The following is a 20,654-nucleotide window of genomic DNA, read 5'->3' on the forward strand; positions in this document are numbered from 1 at the left end:
AAAGGGACGTCGATTGTGTCCGCTCGCGCGGTCGCGCAACACCGGAATGTGACGAGTTGCCGGAACTGGATGACGAAGGCCGTAGCATGGCAGAAAATTGGCCAGGTGGCGCTGGTATACTTTGCATCGATGATCACCGCACAGAACCCGCCCCCGCAAACCAGCCTGCCCAAGGCTTTCCTGACGATCGTGTTGATCTGGACGGTGCTGTGTGCGATCGGCGCCGCCGGCAACCACAGCGACGACCTGCAACGCGCCGACGTCAGCAGGTCCTACATGCTTATGTTCTGGCTGTGGTGGCGCGAGCACCTTTTGCTGATGGCGATGAGCTTTGCCTGCTACGCCTTGTTTACCCTGCGCCCGGCGGTGCTGGGCAGCGTGCCGCGCATCCTGGTCGCCTACCTGCTGGCCGCAGCCCTATTTACGCCGTTCGAAATGCTCAATGGCGCCATGCTCACACAATTCGATGGCGGCACGCTGACCGGACTGGCGCCGCTGCTCCAGGCCGCGCTGGCGCGCTCGGGAATCGGCCAGTTCATGGCGCTGGTGTGGGTCACGTTTACGTTCGTGGCCGTGGTGGCTGCCTGCAGCTGGCGCGAGGGGCGCCGGCGCGAACAGGCCTGGATGCGTGCGCAGCGCGATAATCTGAATCTGCGCCTCGAACTCGAGCAGCAACGCTTGCTGGCCCTGCGCGGGCAGCTCGAACCGCATTTTCTCTTCAATGCCCTCAACGCCATCAGCGCGCTGGTGCGCTCCAATGACACGCGGGTGGCGCTGGACGGCATCAACCACTTGAGTGCCCTGCTGCGATATGCGCTCGAGGCCAGCGCGCGCGATCACGTCGGCCTGCGCGAGGAGCGCCAGTTCCTGGACGACTACCTGGCCTTGCAGCGCCTGCGTTACGGCGCGCGCCTGCACGTGCGCATCGACGGCGACAGCGAGGCCGTGCTGGACGCCGACATACCGCCGCTGCTGCTGCAACCGCTGATCGAAAACGCGCTGCGCCATGACCTGGACTGCCACGAGCTCCCGAGCGACATCCGCGTCGTTTTTGCCACCGACACCAAGAGCCTGGCGATCCACGTGTCGAACCCCGCCAGCGCCGCCCGCTCGGCCAATCCCGGCCTCGGACTGGGCCTGCGCCATACGGGCGCGCGCCTGCAACTGGCGTATGGCGACAGCGCCTCGCTGCAAACGGGCGTCAAGGATGGCCGTTTCGTGGTCGATATCCGCATGCCGCTGCACGCGCCGCAAGCATGACAGTACGTGCACTGATCGTCGACGACGAGGAACCGGGCCGCATCAACCTGCGCTACGCCCTGGCCGACCATCCACGCTGGCAGGTCGCCGGCGAGTGCGCCAGCGTGGCCTCGGCCCAGGCGCTAATTAATGCGCGGGATGTCGACGTCGTCTTCCTCGATATCCAGATGCCGGGCGACTCCGGCCTGGTGCTGGCGCGCGCGCTGGCCGCCATGGCCAATCCGCCGCTGGTCATTTTCGTCACCGCGCATAACGCTTTTGCGCTCGAAGCATTCGAGGTGCACGCCCTCGATTACCTGCTCAAACCCGTGCACGACGCCCGCCTGGCCGCCGCCCTGGCGCGCGCCGAAGCGATGCTGGCGCTGCGCCAGCGGCCGGCCTACGGCGCCGCGCTGCGCGCCTGGGTCGACGCCGGCGCGCCGGAGCAGTACTGGCGCCAGGTGAGCGTGCGCTCGGTCGGGCGCATCGAGTGCATCGAACTGGCCGACGTCGACTGGATCGAAACCTGCGGTAATTACGTCAACCTGCACCTGGCCACGCGCAGCGTCATGCACCGGCTGCCCCTGAGCCGCCTGTTGCGCCATCTCGATCCGGCCCGCTTTTTGCGCGTGCACCGCAGCGCCGTGGTGCGCCTCGGCCAGGCCGCCAACCTGGAGGTGGCGGGCGAGGGCGCCTGGCGCCTGACGTTGCGCTGCGGCGCCCATGTCGCCGTCAGCGAGCGCTATGTGGACGCCCTGCGCGTGGCGATGGGCGCACGCTGAGGCGCCGCGCGATTCGGTATTTCGTTCCGGCAATGGCACTAAATGCTGAATTTTGATTGGCAGAGGGTGGCATTAAATCTCAAAACTATTGTCAATTTCTCAAATTGCCATCGTTTTGTTTGTGCGCATTCCCTGCCTCTCCTATGCAAAAGCGATGGTCCTTCCTGCGTGGTGCAGCGCAATACGCTAGAATGAACTCCCTTAGGGTCAGTCCACATAGTCCACCAATACATGAACGCCCCCGCACAAATCCAAGCACTCCTGGCCGAAACGCCAAACGGTCACGCCGCGACCCGCCTGCGCGAAATTCCCTATAACTACACCTCGTTTTCGGACCGCGAAATCGTGATCCGCCTGCTGGGCGAGTCGTCCTGGGAGCTGCTCGACGAATTGCGCGGTTCGCGCCAGACCGGACGCTCGGCGCGCATGCTGTACGAAGTGCTGGGCGATATCTGGGTGGTGCGGCGCAATCCCTACCTCCAGGACGACATGCTGGACAACCCGAAGCGGCGCCAGGAACTGATCGACGCGCTGCATCACCGCCTGGCCGAAGTCGACAAGCGACGCACCAGCGTCGACGTGCCCGATGGCGACGATGCGACCGGCGAAGTGGCGCGCGCGCGCAGCGCCAACGTGGAAAAGCTGCTCAAGGCGGCTTCCAAGGCGGTTGAGGACTTCGGCAACGAATTCCGCCAGACCTGGGACCTGCGCAAGCGCACCACCAAGGTGCTGGGCCGCTACACCGAAAAGCACAACATCTGCTTCGACGGCATGAAGCGCGTCGCCCACGTGACCGACGCCACCGACTGGCGCGTCGAATACCCGTTCGTGGTGCTCACGCCCGATACCGAAGACGAAATGGCGGGCCTGGTCAAGGGCTGCATCGAACTCGGGCTGACCATCATCCCGCGCGGCGGAGGAACCGGCTACACCGGCGGCGCCATTCCGCTCACGCCCATGTCGGCCGTCATCAACACCGAAAAACTGGTCACCCTGGGCGAAGTCGAAATGACCATGCTGCCCGGCGTGGACCACGAATACGCGACCATCCACTCCGGCGCCGGCGTGGTCACCAAGCGCGTCTCCGACGCCGCCGAAAAGGCCGGCTTCGTGTTCGCGGTCGATCCGACGTCGGCGGAAGCATCCTGCATCGGCGGTAACGTCGCCATGAACGCCGGCGGCAAGAAGGCGGTCTTGTGGGGCACGGCGCTCGACAACCTGGCCTCGTGGAAGATGGTCGACCCGAACGGCGACTGGCTGGAAGTGACCCGCATCGGCCACAATCTGTCGAAGATCCACGACGCGCCGACTGCCACCTTCAAGCTCGAATGGACCCACCCGAACGTGCGCGGCGAAGCCAAGGACGCGCCGTTCAAGACCGAGATGCTGGTCATCGAAGGCAAGCGCTTCCGCAAGGAAGGCCTGGGCAAGGACGTCACCGACAAATTCCTGTCCGGCCTGCCGGGCATCCAGAAAGAAGGCTGCGATGGCTTGATCACGTCGGCGCGCTGGATCCTGCACAAGATGCCGAAGTACGCGCGCACCGTCTGCCTCGAATTCTTCGGCCAGGCGCGCGACGCGATTCCGTCGATCGTCGAAATCAAGGATTACCTCGATGGCTTGCCGGCCAAGGGTGGCCCGTCGTTCGCCACCATCCGCCTGGCGGGCCTGGAGCATCTGGACGAGCGCTATCTGCGCGCGGTCGGTTACGCCACCAAATCGAAACGCGGCGTGCTGCCGAAGATGGCGCTGTTCGGCGACATCGTCGGCGACGACGAGAACGCGGTGGCGCAAGCCGCTTCGGAAGTGGTGCGCATCGCCAACACCCGCGTGGGCGAAGGTTTTGTGGCCGTCAGCCCGGAAGCGCGCAAGAAGTTCTGGCTCGACCGCGCCCGCACGGCGGCCATTGCGCGCCACACCAACGCCTTCAAGATCAACGAAGACGTGGTCATTCCGCTTAACCGCATGGGCGAGTACACCGACGGTATCGAGCGCATCAACATCGAACTGTCGATCAAGAACAAGCTGCAGCTGACCGACGAACTGCGCGCGTTTTTCGCCGCCGGCAACCTGCCGGTCGGTAAAAGCGACGACGCCTCGGGCGAATCGATCGGCGACGAAGAGATGCTGGGCGACCGCGTGCAGCAAGCAAGCGAACTGCTCGGCGCCGTGCACGCGCGCTGGACCTGGCTGCTGGCGCAACTCGACCAGCCGCTGGCCGGCGCGCGCGACGCCCTGCGCGCCATCGGCTTGGACCGCCTCGACGTGGTGTTCGACGAGCGCCTGGCGCAGCAGCCCGGCGCCACCCTGTTCGACGTGGTGCAGGATCGCACCGTGCGCGTCTCGTGGAAGCAGGAGATCCGCGCGCAGCTGCGCCAGATCTTCAACGGCGCCGCCTACAAACTGATTCTCGACGAATCGACCGCGATCCACCAGAAGGTGCTGCGTTCGCGCGTGTTCGTGGCGCTGCACATGCACGCCGGCGACGGCAACGTGCACACCAACCTGCCGGTCAATTCCGACGACTACGCCATGCTGCAGGACGCGCACGAAGCCGTGGGCCGCATCATGAAGCTGGCGCGTTCGCTCGATGGCGTGATCTCGGGCGAGCATGGCATCGGCATCACCAAGCTCGAATTCCTGACCGAAGAAGAAATCGGCGAATTCCGCGACTACAAGCTGCGCATCGATCCGGAAGGGCGCTTCAACAAGGGCAAGCTGCTCAACCTGCCCGAGTTCGGGGCCGACCTGCGCAACGCCTACACGCCGTCGTTCGGCCTGATGGGCCACGAATCGCTGATCATGCAGCAAAGCGATATCGGCGAGATCGCCAACAGCATCAAGGATTGCCTGCGTTGCGGTAAATGCAAACCGGTGTGCACCACCCACGTGCCGCGCGCGAACCTGCTGTACTCGCCGCGCGACAAGATCCTGGCGACGTCCTCGCTGATCGAAGCGTTCCTGTACGAAGAGCAGACCCGGCGCGGCGTCTCGATCAAGCACTGGGAAGAATTCGAAGACGTGGCCGATCACTGCACCGTGTGCCACAAGTGCGTCACGCCATGCCCGGTCAACATCGACTTCGGCGACGTGTCGATGAACATGCGTAACCTGCTGCGCAAGATGAACAAGAAGACCTTCCGGCCGGCCAATGCGGCGGCGATGTTCTTCCTCAACGCCACCGACCCGGTGACCATCAACGCCACGCGCCAGGTCATGGCCGGCTGGGGTTTCAAGGCGCAGCGCTTCGGCCACAACGTGCTGAAAAAATTCGCGAAAAAGCAGACCAAGGCCCCGCTGCCGACCACCGGCAAGGCGCCCGTGCGCGAGCAGGTGATCCACTTCATCAACAAGAAAATGCCGGGCAACCTGCCCAAGAAAACCGCGCGCGCGCTGCTCGACATCGAAGACGACAAGATCATCCCGATCATCCGTAACCCGAAGGTGACCACGGCCGATACCGAAGCCGTGTTCTACTTCCCCGGTTGCGGGTCGGAGCGGCTGTTCTCCCAAGTGGGCCTGGCCACGCAGGCCATGTTGTGGGAAGTGGGCGTGCAAACCGTGCTGCCGCCGGGTTACCTGTGCTGCGGCTACCCGCAGCGCGGCGCCGGCCAGTACGACAAGGCCGACAAGATGATGACCGATAACCGGGTGCTGTTCCACCGCATGGCCAACACGCTCAATTATCTCGACATCAAGACCGTGCTGGTCTCGTGCGGTACCTGCTACGACCAGTTGGCCACCTACGAGTTCGACAAGATCTTCCCGGGTTGCCGCATCATGGACATCCACGAGTACCTGCTCGAAAAAGACGTGAAGCTCGAAGGCGTCAGCGGCACGCGCTACATGTACCACGAGCCTTGCCACAATCCGATGAAGCTGCAGGATTCGGTCAAGACCGTCAACGCGCTGGTGTCGACGGTGGACAACGTCAAGATCGAAAAGAACGACCGCTGCTGCGGCGAGTCCGGCACCTTCGGCGTGTCGCGTCCCGACATCGCCACCCAGGTGCGCTTCCGCAAGGAAGACGAGATGGAGAAGGGCGCCGACAAGCTGCGCGCCGACGGCTTTACCGGCGACGTCAAGATCCTGACCAGCTGCCCATCGTGCCTGCAAGGCCTGTCGCGCTACAACGACGATGCCGGCACCACCGCCGACTACATCGTCATCGAAATCGCGCGCCACAAACTGGGCGAAAACTGGTTGCCCGAGTACGTGGCCCGCGCCAACAATGGCGGCATCGAGAGGGTACTGGTATGAGTTGCGAACTGTGCGAACTGGCGGTCGAACCGATCTGGCGCGACGACAAGCTGTCGATCATCCTGGTCGACGACGCCGCCTATCCGGGCTTTTGCCGCGTGATCTGGAACGATCACGTGAAAGAGATGACCGACCTCGCGCCATCGGACCGCCTGCTCCTTACCGACGCTGTGTGGCACGTGGAACTGGCGCTGCGCGATTTGATGAAGCCCGATAAGATCAACGTCGCCAGCCTTGGCAACATGACGCCGCACCTGCACTGGCACGTCATTCCCCGCTACGCCGACGATGCGCACTTCCCCAATCCCGTGTGGACGGTGGCGGTGCGCGCGACCGACGAGACGACCCTGGCGGAGCGCCGCGCGCTGCTGCCGAAACTGGTGGACGACATCGTCCGCCGCATGGAAAAACCAGCATGAACCCGACCGCACTGACCGTCCACCAGAAGTCCCGCGTACTCGATATCGCCTTTGACGACGGCAGCAGTTTTTCGATTCCGTTCGAGCTGCTGCGCGTGTACTCGCCGTCGGCCGAAGTGCGCGGCCACGGCCAGGGGCAGGAAGTGCTCCAGCTGGGCAAGCGCAATGTGGGCGTCACCGCGCTCGAGCCGGTGGGGAACTACGCGGTGCAGCCGACCTTCTCGGATGGCCACAACACCGGCTTGTTCTCGTGGGATTACCTGTACAAGCTCGGTAACGAGCAGGCCGCCTTGTGGGCCGATTACATGGCGCGCCTGCACGCAGCGGGCTTCGACGGCGACGCCGGCCGCGAACCGGGTGCCGAGCTGCCGGGCGCAGACACAGCGCACAAGGGCTGCGGACACAAGCACTAAAAGGCAGACTCGCAACTGGCCGATATCCTTGTTCTTAACGCAATGATAGCTAGATGCGGATACAGTTTGCGAAAAATCCGGCAGCGGCGTAGTGTTGTGCTAACTTTGCTGCGGAGGTAACGATATGGCCGTTAACATCACGTTTCGGACTCAGTTGCTCGGAGGCGTCGCTGAGTTTTGCCATAGTAGCAAATTGCCATTTCTCGCCAATTCCTTGCATCTGGTCGAGCTTGTCGTTCTTCTGGCGCGATATATGGAAGAGGGCGTCAAGCTCGTTCCCAAAGTTTATTTGACCGATGACATGACGCTGTTGAGTGCAATGCTCCCAGGCGGCGAACGCATGAAAATCGGAACCACTACCAGGGATGTCGACGGACTCAAAACCGCAATAAAGAAATGCGCTCCGCTTGCCGCTGGCGGGTGGATGATCTACATCGAGGATTTGGCTGATACGATCGAATACGGCGTTTTCAAGGATTCCGGAAATCCCATTGCGGTGCTGGTTGATCAGGTGCTGATGATCGAGAATAACTCATTCTCGGTTGTGAAGGTTTTTCAAGTTGCTGACGATTGTGTGGAAATTCGTTCGAATCAGGGGGCTTTTCATTATGTGTTCCTGAACCATCGCAAAGAAGACACCGCGCCGCCCTTGCAATTTCTCGACGAACTGGTCCTGGCGATTGTGGCCAGTACGCAGGCCGATGTTCGCGAGGCGGCGCATGGCTATCTCACCCGCTTGTTGTTTGAAGCTCTCCGAAAATCGCACGGTTGTATCATTGCCGTCACGGACCTTGGGGAGCCGCCTGTCTTCCTGGCCGAAGACGGCGTCATTTTCGACGAGCCAATCGATTTCCCTGCATTAATCAACGAATTCAAAAAAGATCCTGCCCAACAGTCAAGACTTGAAAGCAAAGGCTATTTGCTTCAGGGGATGCTCAATTCCGACGGGATTATTTTGTTCGACAGCCGCGGGCGTCTGCTTGGCTATAATTGTTTTGTCAAACTGGAGCCCGAGGCGACAGCCGCTGCCGGCGTTGTTCAAGGAGGAGCGCGTCGACGCGCTTTTCGCAGTCTTAGTGGAAAAGTTGGAAATGACCTTCGTGCAGCATTCATGCAGTCGCAAGACGGATGGTCCGAATTTAAGGGGAGCGAACATGGATAATATGACGGTTTGGCAGCAAGAAAATGGAACGCTTCCGGCAGAGGCGAAATCGCCTGTACAAATTTCGGACTATGCATTGCAGTTGAGTACGAAGGATAAGGCTCAACTCGTTGCGGCGTTCGAAGCGCGGCACTACGAAATGGCCGTCAGTTATCTGTGGGGAAAGACCATTACCGCTTTGAAAAAAGAGCTGGCCACCGTTGGGGTGCGTCTGTTAGGGGAAATGCTCGGAAAACTGGACGTCGATGAAGATGACGACGTGGATGATATCCTGACTGTCAAGGATACGATACGTCTGGCGGAAGAGTTGGGAATTGTTTCCCCTACCGATGGCCTTCGACTCAGGCATACGTACGAATTGATCACGCACTTTTCCCAGATGGATTCTTTGGAAAGCGATGCCGAAGACATCGATGAATCGGAAGCGATATCTTCGCTAAAAGCCTGTGTGAAAGGCGTGTTGGGGCGTCCGAAAATAGAAGTCGCAAAAAAATTCGTGGATTTTCGCAAGGCGCTGGAAGGCGCGACGCTGGTTGATGAGGACCCGTACGTTGTCATGCTGAAGAGTTCTCCGTATTTTTTCTCTAAGCTCACGATCAGTGTGCTCATGAGCGCAGCGAAGAAAAATGCGGGGGGCAATTTGGACCATGCCCTTGCAAATATCAATGTGGTGGTGCCTGCTATCTGGCCAAGCTTGCGCGATACGGAAAAGTGGCAAATCGGACGTACTTACGCTGAAGCGTACGCGGATGGGAAAACCACGGTCGTGAGCGGGCTGAAAAGCGCGCTCCTGAAGGTGAAGGGTTTCGATTTCGTCCCTGAAAATCTCCGCAGCGACGCGTTTGTGAAAGCCGCCGATGCCATCATAAAAGCCCATGAAGGGCTCAATAATTTCTATAACGAAGCGTCACCCGTAAAAAACTTGGCGAAGCTGGGGACCACGATTCCGACTCCTGCGCTCCCTGCTTGCATTACCGCTTTGCTTTGCGTTGTACTGGGCAACTCATACGGCGTTGCCTGGCCCGCTGCGGAGGAAGCGTCCCAGATGCTTAACCGCCTGACCCAGGAGCGTTGGTCCTATTATCTGAACAATGTTTTCCCGGGTGATATCCGCGTGATCGGCAAATTGACGTCTGACAAGCCATTGAAACGATGGATAGATTTCGCCGAGCAGCATGGTTTCCAGGATATAGACTTGAAAGATGCTACGGTGAGTCAACTGGTACGAGCGTCTTCCGAGAAGGACGCGAGTAAGACCGCGCGGATTGCTGCTCGGTTAATGAACGACTATTACGGTCGTACGCCGCCTTGAAGCGCCACGGCATGCAAACCGGTGCAGAACTACACGATGCAGCCGACCTTCGCAGACTGCCAAATCACCGGCTTGTTTTGGTGGGAGCAGATGTACAAGTTCGATAACGCACAGGTGACCCACGGGCTACGGCCGCCGTGGCCGACCGGATGCAGGCGTGGTTCGAGCAGGAAGCGGCCGACGGCTTCAACATCATGCCGCCATCGCTGCCGGCGGGACTGGATGACTTTTCGGCGCTGGTGGTGCCCGAACTGCAACGGCGCGGATTGTCCAGGACCGGGTACCGCCACGCGACCCTGCGCGGCCACCTGGGACTGGGTGCCTAAATGCCGTCGTAGCGCGCGATGAGCATGTCGCAGTGGTGCGCACACATGTGCGGCATCTCCTGCTGCCAGAGCGCCTCCGCTTCGGCAATCCGGCCGCTGGCCTTGAACGACAAGGCCATGTAGGCGCGCAGTTCGCGGCAAGTGAAGTCGATCAGCGGACTGTTATAGCGCCGCAGTTCGGCGTACACCGATTCGAACTGCGCCAGCGCGGCATCGTGCTTGCCGTCGACTTGCAGGAGCAGTGCCCGCACCACGCGCAAGCCGGCGGCATACAAGGCCGAGCAGGCGTTCGGCTCGATGCCGGCGCTCAGGCGCCTGGCGTCGTCGTAGTCGCTTGTATAACGCATCAAGGACCACGCCAGGTCCACGCGCGCCTCGATGCTGTTGCCGCTGACGACGAGCAACTGGCGCTGGATGTCGATCTGTTTGGCGCGCTCGCCTACGGTGTCGTGGATGGCCTGGAGCTGCGTCAGGTAGGCGACAAGATCGGTATCGTTGGCATGCCCCGTGAACAATGCCAGCCCCTCGTCGATCCGCCCAAGGCCCGCCAGCAGCTTGGCTTGTTCGGCGTCGAGCATCATGGCCGAGATGCCCGCCGGTTTCGCCATGCGCAAGATGCCCAGCCACCACAGGCCGCGCGCATACGAGCGGTTGGCCCTGGCCAGCAGCACCTGCTGGTAGGCCGCCGCCGGCAGCGACGCCATGAAGATGAGCACGATGGCGAGCAACAGCAGGGCGGCGCCCGTCCACACCAGGAACGACAGGGCGAACCACAATCCGGCGATGAATGCGAGAAGTCCCGGCAGCCACGTGATCCAGCCGCGCAGCCAGGCTTTGACCATCATGAACGCCAGCGAGCTATATGCCGAATCGATCATCGCGGCGGCGATCTTCGGGTCGTTGCTGCCGCGCAGGTCGGTGTGCAGGAGGTCGTCGTTACGGATGCGGATGTCGGTGTAGCCGCTGCGCGTCAACTGCGCGTGCGCTTCGGCGACGCTGAGCGCGGCCACGGTGGCTTTCGTGACGCGGCCATCAGGGCCGATCGCCTCGTACAGGTATTTTTTCACTATGCCGCCAGCACCTGCGGCGGCACCCCGGCCGACTGCATTGCGCCGGCGCGCGCATAGATGGCGGCCGCCACCGGCGAGCCCAGTTTCACCACGAGGCGACGCCGGTCGGCGGTCGGGAGCTGCTCGTTGAGGCCCTCGAAGATCTCCAGCGGTCCCAATTCCTGGGCCTTGAGCTGCACGCCCAGGGCATCGAGCGAGGGATACTCCGCCAGCGTGGCGAGGACGTCGTCGGGATGCATGCCCGCGTGAATGACGATCAGTTGCGGCTCCAGCCGCGACCAGGTATCGACCGTCAGTTTGAGCTTGCGCCTGGTGTTGTCAAGCAGTGCCGCCTGGACGGACTCGCGCCAGGCCATCTGGTTCATTTCCAGCGCGTGGTCGAGCTGCTGGCCGTGCAAGGTGTCGGCGGCGCCCTGCGCGGCGGCGTGCGATTTGATTTCGGCCAGGGTCGGAGCGGCCTTGAGCTGGTGATCCATGCGCGCCGAATGCACGCGTTCGAACAGCACGATCAGGTTGTTTACGTCGAGCGCGCGTCCTTCCGCGGTGGAGGCAAACGCTTCGACCGCCGCGCGCCACGACGGGTTGGGCTTCGGTTCGACCGTCAGGGTGGCCACGCGCATGGCGCGCGCCGCCGGCGCGCCGCTCAGCACCCCCACCGTGCCGCCGCCGGAAAGCTTGAGGAATTCGACGAACGGGCGCATGCCGCGTTGCAGGCCCACCAGGCCGACGATCTTGTTGTCCGGGTGCTGGCCGATGATGTACACGCGCTGGTTTTCATCCGACGCGAAAGTGCCGATCAGTTTCATGCGGTGGTTGGTCATGCCCGACCAGAGTTTTTTCATCTCGGCGTAGGCGGCGGCATCTTCTTCGCCGATGTATTCACGCCCCAGCGGCTGCACGCGCAGGCGCACGCGCGCCGTTTGCTCCACCAGGTACGGTGCGTACAGCTTGAAATCGCCGGCCAGCCTGCTGACTTGACTGCGCTGCAGGTAGAGGTAAGCAGCCACTCCGGCGCCGGCCACGATCGCAAGCACCGCAATAATCATCAGAAAAGTCAACATGCTCATTCGCTAACAAAACAGGGGGAGACAGGGTAACATCAATCATCCCCCAAAAACCGCCAGCGGCCCAGCGCTCAGGTCGGTTATTGCGCAATTACAACATTAACCTTGGCCTCGCGCAGCACGCGGGCCAGGGCCTCGGGCGGTTTGGCGTCGGTGAACAGCACGTCGATCTGCGAGGCGTGCGCCATGCGCATCAGGGCCTGGCGGCCGAATTTGTCGTGGTCGGCCACCAGCCACACGGCGCGCGACTGTTCGATGATGGCCTGCGCCACCTTGACTTCGCGCGGGTCGAAGTCGCGCAGGGTGCCATCGGGCTCGATGCTCGAAATGCCGATGATGCCGATATCGACCTTGAACTGGCGGATGAAATCGATGGTGGTTTCGCCGACGATGCCGCGATCGCGCCCGCGCACCACGCCGCCGGCCAGGATCACTTCGCAGCCCGGGCTGTCGCACAGGATGGCCGCCACATTGAGGTTGTTGGTGACCACGTGCAGTCCCTGGTGATGCACCAGCGCGCGCGCCACCTCTTCGGTGGTGGTGCCGATATTGATCAACAGCGAACAGTGCGACGGCACTTGCGCCGCCACCGCGCTGGCGATGCGGCGCTTGGCGTCCACGTTGAGCACCTGGCGGTCGCTGTAGTCGATGTTCTGGACCGACGAAGGCAGGCCCACGCCGCCGTGGTAGCGCGCCAGCAGGCCCGCTTCTTCCATCAGCTTGACGTCGCGCCGCACGGTTTGGGGCGTCACTTCGAGCTGCTGCGCGAGCGCTTCGAGCGATACCGTCACCTGCTGGCGCACGGCGTCGAGAATGCGGCGCTGGCGTGGATTGAGCGTCATGTGGGTTCCTGTAAAAGCGCCAAATTTATCACAAACGAACTAAAACGAAAACAAACACATAAATTGTTGTTTCATTTTTTTCGTTCTTGTCGTATTGTTTATCTTTGCAGTGTATCCAGAATCCCCAATTGAAGCGAGAGCGACATGGACAAGGCGGGCAATATCGCGTGTGATGTATTGGTGGTCGGCGGCGGCGTGAATGGCGCCGGCATCGCCCGTGACGCGGCCGGGCGTGGCCTGTCCGTGGTCCTGTGCGAGAAGGACGACCTGGCCTCGCACACCTCGTCGGCGGCCACCAAGCTGATTCACGGCGGCCTGCGCTACCTGGAGCAGTACGAATTCGGCCTGGTGCGCAAGGCGCTGATCGAACGCGAAGTGCTGCTGCGCGCCGCCCCGCACATCATGTGGCCGATGCGTTTCGTCACTCCGGTCGACAAGGGCCAGCGCCCGGCGTGGATGATCCGCGCCGGCCTGTTTTTGTACGATCACCTGGCGCGGCGCGAACTGCTGCCCGGATCTGAAGGCATCGACTTGCGCCGCCATGCGGCCGGCGCGCCGCTCAAGCCCGACTTTACGCGTGGTTTCGTGTATTCCGACGGCTGGGTCGACGATGCGCGCCTGGTGGTGCTCAACGCGATCGACGCCGCCGCCAAAGGCGCGCACGTGTTTACCCGCACCGCCTGCGAGTCGGCGCGGCGCGAGGGCGAGCGCTGGGAAGCGCGCTTGCGCCGTGCCGACGGTTCGGCCATGGATGTCAGCGCGCGCTGCATCGTCAACGCCGCCGGGCCCTGGGCCTCGCGCTTTTTGCAGGGGACCAACCCGGGGCCGGCCGACAAGTCGGTGCGCCTGATCAAGGGCAGCCATATCGTGGTGCGGCGCCTGTTCGACCATCCCTACGCCTATATCTTCCAGCATCCGGACGGGCGCGTGGTGTTCGCCATTCCGTACGAGCAGGACTTTACCCTGATCGGCACCACCGACCTCGAATACCATGGCGACGCCGGCAAGGTCGAAATCGACCAGGCCGAAATCGACTACCTGTGCGCGCTGTCGAGCCGCTACTTCAGTAAACCGATCACGCCGGCCGACGTGGTGTGGAGCTACTCCGGCGTGCGCCCGCTGCTCGACGACGAGTCGAGCGACGCCTCCGACGTCACGCGCGACTACACCTTCGAGCTCGATGACAAGGGCGCACCGATGCTCTCCATCTTTGGCGGCAAGATCACCACCTTCCGCAAACTGGCCGAGCAAGCCGTCGACCTGATCGCACCAAGGCTGGGCAACAGCCACGGAGCCTGGACCGTCAACGCCTGCCTGCCCGGCGGCGACGTGCACGGTCCGCTGCCGGACAACCGCAGCGTGCTCGAATTCGACCGTTTCGTGGCCGACCTGCAGACGCAGTACGCGTGGCTGCCGGCGGCGCTGGTGGCACGCTACGCGCGCGCCTACGGCACCCGCATCCACCTGGTCATCGACCAGCGCAGCAGCATCGCCGCCATGGGCGCGCAGATCGTGCCCGGCCTGTTCGAGGCCGAAGCGGTGTACTGGATCGATCATGAATGGGCCACCACGGCGACCGACATGCTGTGGCGCCGTTCCAAACTGGGCTTGCATCTGCCCGCCGATGCAGCCATCGCAGTCGATGCCTGGATCACCGAATTTCGCAAGTAGAACAAGCAAATCCCGCGACAGGGATGCAGTAGCAAGAAAAGAGGAGATGAAATGCAGCTGGCATTGGAAAACGTGAGCACGAAGTATGGGGCGCAGGATCACCTGTACCCCATGTCGCTCGAACTGGTACCCGGTACCATCAACGTCCTGCTGGGCACTACGCAGGCCGGCAAGACCTCGCTGATGCGGGTCATGGCGGGCCTGGACCGGCCCACGCACGGCAAGGTGATCGCCGGCGGCAAGGACGTGACAGGCCTGCCGGTACGCCAGCGCGACCTGGCGATGGTGTACCAGCAGTTCATCAACTACCCGTCGTTCACGGTGTTCGATAACATCGCCTCGCCGCTGCGCATCAAGCGCGTGCCCGAGGCCGAGATCCGCACCCGCGTGGCGAGCATGGCCGAGCGCCTGCATATCTCGGCGCATCTCGACAAGCTGCCGGCGCAGCTGTCCGGCGGCCAGCAACAGCGCACCGCGCTGGCGCGCGCGCTGATCAAGGAATCGGCCCTGCTGCTGCTCGACGAGCCGCTGGTGAACCTCGATTACAAGCTGCGCGAAGAATTGCGCAAGGAGCTAGGCGCCCTGTTCGCTGAAGGCAAAACCACCGTCGTCTACGCCACCACCGAGCCGCTCGAAGCCTTGCAGCTGGGCGGCCACACGGTGCTGCTGCACGAAGGGCGCCTGTTGCAGCATGGCGCCACGCTCGATGTGTTCAACGCGCCGAACTCGGTCCAGAGCGCGCGCACCTTCAGCGACCCGCCGATCAACCTGATCCCGGCGACCGTCGGCGTCGACGGCATGGCCCGGGTGGCGGGCGAGCTGTCGATTCCCCTGAACGAGGCCCAGCGCCGCCAGGCGTCGCAGCACGGCGAGGTGGTGCTCGGCCTGCGCGCCCACAGCCTGCGCGTCGCGCCCCTGCATGCCGACGATTTTCCGATCCAGGCCCAGGTCGAACTGGCCGAGATCAGCGGTTCCGAAACCTACGTCCACCTGCAGCGCGGCCCGATCGGGCTGGTGGCGCAGCTGACCGGCGTGCATAACCTCGACCTCGGCGTGCCGTGCACCGTGTACCTGCGCCCGGACGACTTGTTCGTGTTCGCACCCGGCGGCGCCTTGCTGTTTGCGCCGCCGCAGATCCAGGAGGCAGTGTAAATGGCCCGCATCGAACTGCCCGACCTGGCGCATGCCTACAAACCGAACCCGCAGAGGCCCGAAGACTACGCGCTGCGCCCGATGAACCTGACCTGGGACGATGGCGGCGCCTATGCGCTGCTCGGCCCATCCGGCTGCGGCAAGACCACGCTGCTTAACATCATCTCTGGCCTGGTGCGTCCCTCGCATGGACGCGTGATTTTCGACGGCAAGGATGTCACCGACCTGCCGCCCGAGGCGCGCAACATCGCGCAGGTATTCCAGTTCCCCGTCATCTACGACACCATGACGGTATTCGACAACCTGGCTTTCCCGCTGCGTAACCGCGGCTGGAAAGAAGCGGAGGTGCGCAAGCGCGTCGAACACATCGCAGGCATGCTGGAACTGTCCGCCGACCTGAAACAGCGCGCCAGCGGCCTGGCGGTCGATGCCAAGCAAAAGATCTCGCTCGGCCGCGGCCTGGTGCGGCCGGACGTGGCGGCGGTGCTGTTCGACGAGCCGCTCACGGTGATCGACCCGCACCTGAAGTGGCTGCTGCGCCGCAAGCTCAAGGAAATCCATCACGAGCTCAAACTCTCGCTGATCTACGTCACCCACGACCAGGTCGAAGCGCTCACCTTCGCCGACAAGGTGGTCGTGATGACCCAGGGCGAAGTGGTGCAGACCGGCAGCGCGCAGGAACTGTTCGAGGAGCCGGCGCATACCTTCGTCGGCTACTTCATCGGCAACCCCGGCATGAACCTGCTGGCTTGCCCGGTGCGCGACGGCCGTGCCTATTTTGGCACTGACGCCGGCGTTGACGGCATTGCGCTGCCGGCCAAGGCACAAAGCGCGCTGGCCGGCGGCGCGGCCGTCACCATCGGCATCCGTCCAGAATTCGTCGAATGCGTCGCCGCCCAGGCAAGCGACACCGTGGCCGCCATGGTGGCCAGCGTGCGCAACATGGGCACGCACTTCATGGCCGATTTTTCCGTGGGCGGCCATACCGTCACGGCCAAGCTGCGCGCTTCGCCGGCGCGCGCCGGCGAAGCGGTGTGGCTGCGCTTTCCGCCCGAGCGCACTCTTTACTACGTCAACGACAAGCGGGTGGCCTGACATGAAAACCTATAACAACCGCGCCTGGCTGCTGGTGCTCCCGGTGATCATCTGCGTGGCCTTTTCGGCCGTGCTGCCCCTGATGACGATCGTGAACTACTCGGTGCAGGACATTCTCAGCCCGACCAACAGTGTTTTTGTGGGCACCGAATGGTTCAAGATGATCATGCGCGACAGCGAACTGCATGGCGCGCTGGTGCGCCAGCTAGGCTTTTCGATGGCGGTGCTGTTGATCCAGCTCCCGCTCGGTATTTTGATCGCGCTGACCATGCCGGCGGCCGGCTGGCGCGCTTCGCTCGCGCTGGTGCTGATCGCCTTGCCGCTCTTGATTCCCTGGAACGTGGTCGGCACCATCTGGCAGATTTTCGGCCGCGACGACATCGGCCTGATGGGCAATACCATCAACCGCATGGGCATCAGCTATAACTACACCGGCAGCGTGGTCGACGCCTGGGTGACGGTATTGGTGATGGATGTGTGGCACTGGACGCCGCTGGTGGTGCTGCTGGCCTACGCCGGCCTGCGCTCGATTCCGGACGCTTACTACCAGGCGGCGCGCATCGACGGCGCTTCGCGCTTTGCGGTGTTCCGTTACATCGAACTGCCCAAGATGCGCAATGTGCTGATGATCGGCGTGCTGCTGCGCTTCATGGACAGCTTCATGATCTACACCGAACCGTTCGTGCTGACCGGGGGCGGGCCTGGCAACGCCACCACCTTCCTGTCGCAGTACCTGACGCAAAAAGCCGTGGGCCAGTTCGACCTGGGTCCGGCCGCCGCGTTCTCCTTGATTTACTTCCTCATCATCCTGCTGTTCTGCTTTGTGCTGTACAGCTGGATGCAACGTCTCGGCACGGGAGAGTCCAAATGAAGCGCATCTCCACACCGCTGCTGGTGTTCTACCTGGTGCTGGCGATGCTGCCTATCTACTGGATGCTGAACATGTCGTTCAAGACCAACGAAGAAATCACCGGGGCGCTCACCTTGTTCCCGCGCGAATTCACGCTGGCGAACTACCGCACCATCTTTACCGATCCGTCGTGGTACAGCGGCTACATCAACTCGATGATCTACGTGATGATGAACATGGTCATGTCGGTGTCGGTGGCGCTGCCGGCCGCGTATGCGTTTTCGCGCTATTCGTTCATCGGCGACAAGCACCTGTTTTTCTGGCTGCTGACCAACCGCATGACGCCACCGGCAGTGTTCCTGCTGCCGTTCTTCCAGCTCTATTCCACGGTCGGCCTGATGGATACCCACCTGGCCGTGGCGCTGGTGCACATGCTGTTCAACGTGCCGCTGGCGGTGTGGATCCTGGAAGGCTTCATGTCCGGCATTCCGAAGGAGATCGACGAGACGGCCTACATCGACGGTTACAGCTTCCCGCGCTTCTTCTTCAAGATCTTCCTGCCGCTGATCAAATCGGGCGTTGGCGTGACCGCCTTCTTCTGCTTCATGTTCAGCTGGGTCGAGTTGCTGCTGGCGCGTACGCTCACTTCGGTGGACGCCAAGCCGATTACCGCCATCATGACGCGCACCGTGTCGGCCGGCGGCATGGACTGGGGCGTGCTGGCGGCGGCCGGGGTACTGACCATCGTGCCGGGCGCGCTGGTGATCTGGTTCGTGCGCAATCATATTGCCAAGGGCTTTGCGATGGGGAGGGTGTGAGATGGAAAACCTGTTTTCATGGATGGCGTGGTCGCCGCCGGTGGCGATTTTCTTCAGCTGCATCGGCCTGATGCTGGCCGGGATGACGATCTGGCAGGTGCGTTCGCCGTCGATCGAACGGCGCGGCTTTTTGCCGATGGCGACCACGCGCGGCGACCGTTTGTTTATTGGCCTCTTGACGGCCGCGTATGTTAACCTCGCATGGGCCGGCCTCTCCGATTTGCATCAGGGCTTTGGCGCGGCGATCGGGTTTGTGGTGTTGTTGATTGTGATGCGCTGGGGCTGACCTGCTACCTGCGCACGGGTGGGGTACTTTCTTAACGATGTACATATAAAAAAGGCGGAGACATGAAACTGAAAATGACACTGATGGCGGCGGCATTGCTGGCCACGGCGAGCGCTTGGGCCGACACCAAGGAAGCCGAAAAATGGATTGGCCAGGAATTCCAGCCTTCCTCGCTGTCGAAGCAGCAGCAGCTCGACGAAATGAAATGGTTCATCGACGCCGCCGCCAAGCTCAAGGCCAAGGGCATCAAGGAAATCAGCGTGGTCTCCGAAACGATCGACACCCATGTCTACGAGTCGAAGGTGCTGGCCAAGGCCTTCGAGGAAATCACCGGCATCAAGGTCAAGCACGACATCATCCAGGAAGGCGACGTGGTCGAGAAGCTGCAAACGTCCATGCAGTCCGGTAAAAGTATTTACGACGGCTGGGTGTCGGACTCGGACCTGATCGGCACCCACTATCGCTACGGCGCGATCATTCCGCTGTCGGACTACATGGCAGGCGAGGGCAAGGCCTTCACCAACCCGGGCCTGGACCTGAAGGACTTCATCGGCGCGAGTTTTACCACCGCGCCGGACGGCAAGCTGTATCAGCTGCCCGACCAGCAGTTCGCCAACCTGTACTGGTTCCGCGCCGACTGGTTTGCGCGCAAGGACCTGAAAGACAAATTCAAGGCCAAGTACGGCTACGAGCTGGGCGTGCCGCAGAACTGGTCGGCATATGAAGACATCGCCGAATTCTTCACCAACGATGTGAAGAACATCGACGGCAAGAAGGTGTTCGGCCATATGGACTACGGCAAAAAGGATCCGTCCCTGGGCTGGCGTTTCACCGATGCCTGGCTGTCGATGGCCGGCGCCGCCGACAAGGGCATTCCGAACGGCTTGCCGGTCGACGAATGGGGCATCCGCGTGGCGGCCGACAAGTGCACGCCGGTCGGTGCGGCGGTCGCGCGCGGCGGGGCCACCAATTCGCCGGCGTCGGTGTTCGCGCTGACCAAGTATGTCGATTGGATGAAGAAGTACGCGCCGCCGCAGGCGGGCGGGATGACGTTCTCGGAGTCCGGCCCGGTGCCGGCGCAGGGCGAAGTGGCGCAGCAGATTTTCTGGTACACGGCGTTCACCGCGTCGATGATGAAACCGGGCCTGCCGGTGGTGCAGGCGGACGGCAAGCCGAAGTGGCGCATGGCGCCGTCGCCGCATGGCCCGTACTGGAAAGAGGGCATGCAGAACGGTTACCAGGACGTCGGCGCGTGGACGTTCTTCAAGTCGACCCCGCCGGACCGGCGCGCGGCGGCGTGGCTGTATGCGCAGTTCGTCACGTCCAAGACGGTGTCGCTCAAGAAGTCGATTACCGGCCTGACGTTCATTCGCGAGTCCGATATCAAGCACGAGTACTTCACCAAAAACGCGGATAAGTACGGCGGCTTGATCGAGTTTTACCGCAGCCCGGCGCGGGTGGCGTGGAGCCCGACCGGGAACAACGTGGCCGATTATCCGAAGATGGCGCAGCTGTGGTGGAAGAACGTGGCCACCGCGGTGAGCGGCGAGAAGACCCCGCAGGCGGCCATGGATAACCTGGCCGAGGAGATGGATGCGGTGATGGCGCGCCTGCAGCGCGCGGGGATGCAGAATTGTCCGCCGAAGCTCAATCCCAAGGTCGATCCGGCCACGTATTTGAGCGACAAGGCCGCGCCGTGGAAGAAGCTGGCCAACGAGAAGCCGAAGGGCGAGACGATTGCGTATGACGTCTTGCTCAAGGCGTGGAAGGAAGGGCGGGCGCGTTAAGTAATAGCGTTTTCGACCCTAGACCCCAAACCGTCGTTCCCGCGAAGGCGGGAACCCAAGTTCGTTGACCCGCCTGTGGCTGCGGAACCAACTTGGGTCCCCGCCT

Annotated in this window: 17 protein-coding genes and 1 pseudogene; 15 read left to right on the top strand and 3 right to left on the bottom strand. The window is 62.5% G+C overall.

Going from position 1 to position 20,654, the window contains the following annotated elements; genetic code table 11:
* Positions 1 to 69: 69 nt before the first annotated feature.
* The 8 genes and pseudogenes from F0185_RS09095 to F0185_RS09130 all read left to right on the top strand — a co-directional run.
* Positions 70 to 1,260, top strand: coding sequence for a sensor histidine kinase (locus tag F0185_RS09095; protein ID WP_229476846.1), 1,191 nt, complete (start codon positions 70 to 72; stop codon positions 1,258 to 1,260).
* Positions 1,257 to 2,021 carry a LytR/AlgR family response regulator transcription factor gene (locus tag F0185_RS09100; RefSeq protein WP_167223635.1) on the top strand — a complete coding sequence of 255 codons (765 nt, stop codon included), beginning with the start codon at positions 1,257 to 1,259 and terminating at the stop codon, positions 2,019 to 2,021. Before F0185_RS09095 ends, F0185_RS09100 begins: the two co-directional genes overlap by 4 nt.
* A gap of 231 nt (positions 2,022 to 2,252) precedes the next feature.
* Positions 2,253 to 6,281, top strand: a complete 4,029-nt coding sequence (locus F0185_RS09105; RefSeq protein ID WP_167223637.1) for a DUF3683 domain-containing protein — start codon at positions 2,253 to 2,255, stop codon at positions 6,279 to 6,281.
* Positions 6,278 to 6,700: an HIT family protein gene (locus F0185_RS09110; RefSeq protein ID WP_167223639.1), complete on the top strand. Its 423-nt coding sequence runs from the start codon at positions 6,278 to 6,280 to the stop codon at positions 6,698 to 6,700. The genes F0185_RS09105 and F0185_RS09110 overlap by 4 nt, the downstream gene beginning before the upstream one ends.
* Entirely contained in the window at positions 6,697 to 7,113 is a 417-nt protein-coding gene (locus tag F0185_RS09115; RefSeq protein ID WP_167223641.1) for a gamma-butyrobetaine hydroxylase family protein, read from the top strand. The genes F0185_RS09110 and F0185_RS09115 overlap by 4 nt, the downstream gene beginning before the upstream one ends.
* Positions 7,114 to 7,237: 124 nt before the next feature.
* Positions 7,238 to 8,275: a hypothetical protein gene (locus F0185_RS09120; protein WP_167223642.1), complete on the top strand. Its 1,038-nt coding sequence runs from the start codon at positions 7,238 to 7,240 to the stop codon at positions 8,273 to 8,275.
* The gene (locus F0185_RS09125) at positions 8,268 to 9,587 is read left to right on the top strand and encodes a hypothetical protein (protein WP_167223644.1); all 1,320 of its coding nucleotides are present in this window, start codon (positions 8,268 to 8,270) and stop codon (positions 9,585 to 9,587) included. Before F0185_RS09120 ends, F0185_RS09125 begins: the two co-directional genes overlap by 8 nt.
* A gap of 134 nt (positions 9,588 to 9,721) precedes the next feature.
* Positions 9,722 to 9,913 (top strand): annotated as a pseudogene (locus tag F0185_RS09130) (hypothetical protein); the annotation flags it as partial.
* On the opposite strand, the gene F0185_RS09135 reads toward F0185_RS09130, so the two are convergent.
* The 3 genes from F0185_RS09135 to F0185_RS09145 all read right to left on the bottom strand — a co-directional run bounded on the left by F0185_RS09135 (position 9,910) and on the right by F0185_RS09145 (position 12,889).
* Positions 9,910 to 10,980 (bottom strand): tetratricopeptide repeat protein, encoded by a 1,071-nt coding sequence (locus F0185_RS09135; RefSeq protein ID WP_167223646.1) that lies wholly within the window; start codon positions 10,978 to 10,980, stop codon positions 9,910 to 9,912. The pseudogene F0185_RS09130 and the gene F0185_RS09135 overlap by 4 nt on opposite strands.
* A complete protein-coding gene (locus tag F0185_RS09140; protein ID WP_167223648.1) occupies positions 10,980 to 12,044 on the bottom strand; it encodes a hypothetical protein in 1,065 nt (354 codons plus the stop codon). Before F0185_RS09140 ends, F0185_RS09135 begins: the two co-directional genes overlap by 1 nt.
* Before the next feature lie 83 nt (positions 12,045 to 12,127).
* Positions 12,128 to 12,889 (bottom strand): DeoR/GlpR family DNA-binding transcription regulator, encoded by a 762-nt coding sequence (locus F0185_RS09145; RefSeq protein ID WP_167223650.1) that lies wholly within the window; start codon positions 12,887 to 12,889, stop codon positions 12,128 to 12,130.
* 144 nt (positions 12,890 to 13,033) lie between these two features.
* Between F0185_RS09145 and glpD the strand changes: the two genes are divergently transcribed.
* From glpD to F0185_RS09180, 7 genes are all read left to right on the top strand, one after another.
* Entirely contained in the window at positions 13,034 to 14,560 is a 1,527-nt protein-coding gene (gene glpD / locus F0185_RS09150) for a glycerol-3-phosphate dehydrogenase (RefSeq protein WP_167223652.1), read from the top strand.
* A gap of 51 nt (positions 14,561 to 14,611) precedes the next feature.
* Entirely contained in the window at positions 14,612 to 15,712 is a 1,101-nt protein-coding gene (locus tag F0185_RS09155) for an ABC transporter ATP-binding protein (RefSeq protein ID WP_167223654.1), read from the top strand.
* A complete protein-coding gene (locus F0185_RS09160; RefSeq protein ID WP_167223656.1) occupies positions 15,713 to 16,807 on the top strand; it encodes an ABC transporter ATP-binding protein in 1,095 nt (364 codons plus the stop codon).
* Position 16,808: 1 nt separating this feature from the next.
* On the top strand, positions 16,809 to 17,678 hold the full coding sequence (locus F0185_RS09165; protein ID WP_166890059.1) for a carbohydrate ABC transporter permease: 870 nt from the start codon (positions 16,809 to 16,811) through the stop codon (positions 17,676 to 17,678).
* Complete coding sequence (locus F0185_RS09170) at positions 17,675 to 18,475, top strand: carbohydrate ABC transporter permease (RefSeq protein ID WP_166890062.1); 801 nt, start codon at positions 17,675 to 17,677, stop codon at positions 18,473 to 18,475. Before F0185_RS09165 ends, F0185_RS09170 begins: the two co-directional genes overlap by 4 nt.
* Before the next feature lie 10 nt (positions 18,476 to 18,485).
* A complete protein-coding gene (locus tag F0185_RS09175) occupies positions 18,486 to 18,761 on the top strand; it encodes a DUF2160 domain-containing protein (protein WP_370663997.1) in 276 nt (91 codons plus the stop codon).
* Positions 18,762 to 18,823: 62 nt separating this feature from the next.
* The gene (locus F0185_RS09180) at positions 18,824 to 20,548 is read left to right on the top strand and encodes an ABC transporter substrate-binding protein (RefSeq protein WP_166890068.1); all 1,725 of its coding nucleotides are present in this window, start codon (positions 18,824 to 18,826) and stop codon (positions 20,546 to 20,548) included.
* Positions 20,549 to 20,654: the final 106 nt, after the last annotated feature.

Source organism: Massilia rubra, from assembly GCF_011682065.1.
In the GTDB taxonomy this organism is placed as follows: Bacteria; Pseudomonadota; Gammaproteobacteria; order Burkholderiales; family Burkholderiaceae_D; genus Telluria_A; species Telluria_A rubra.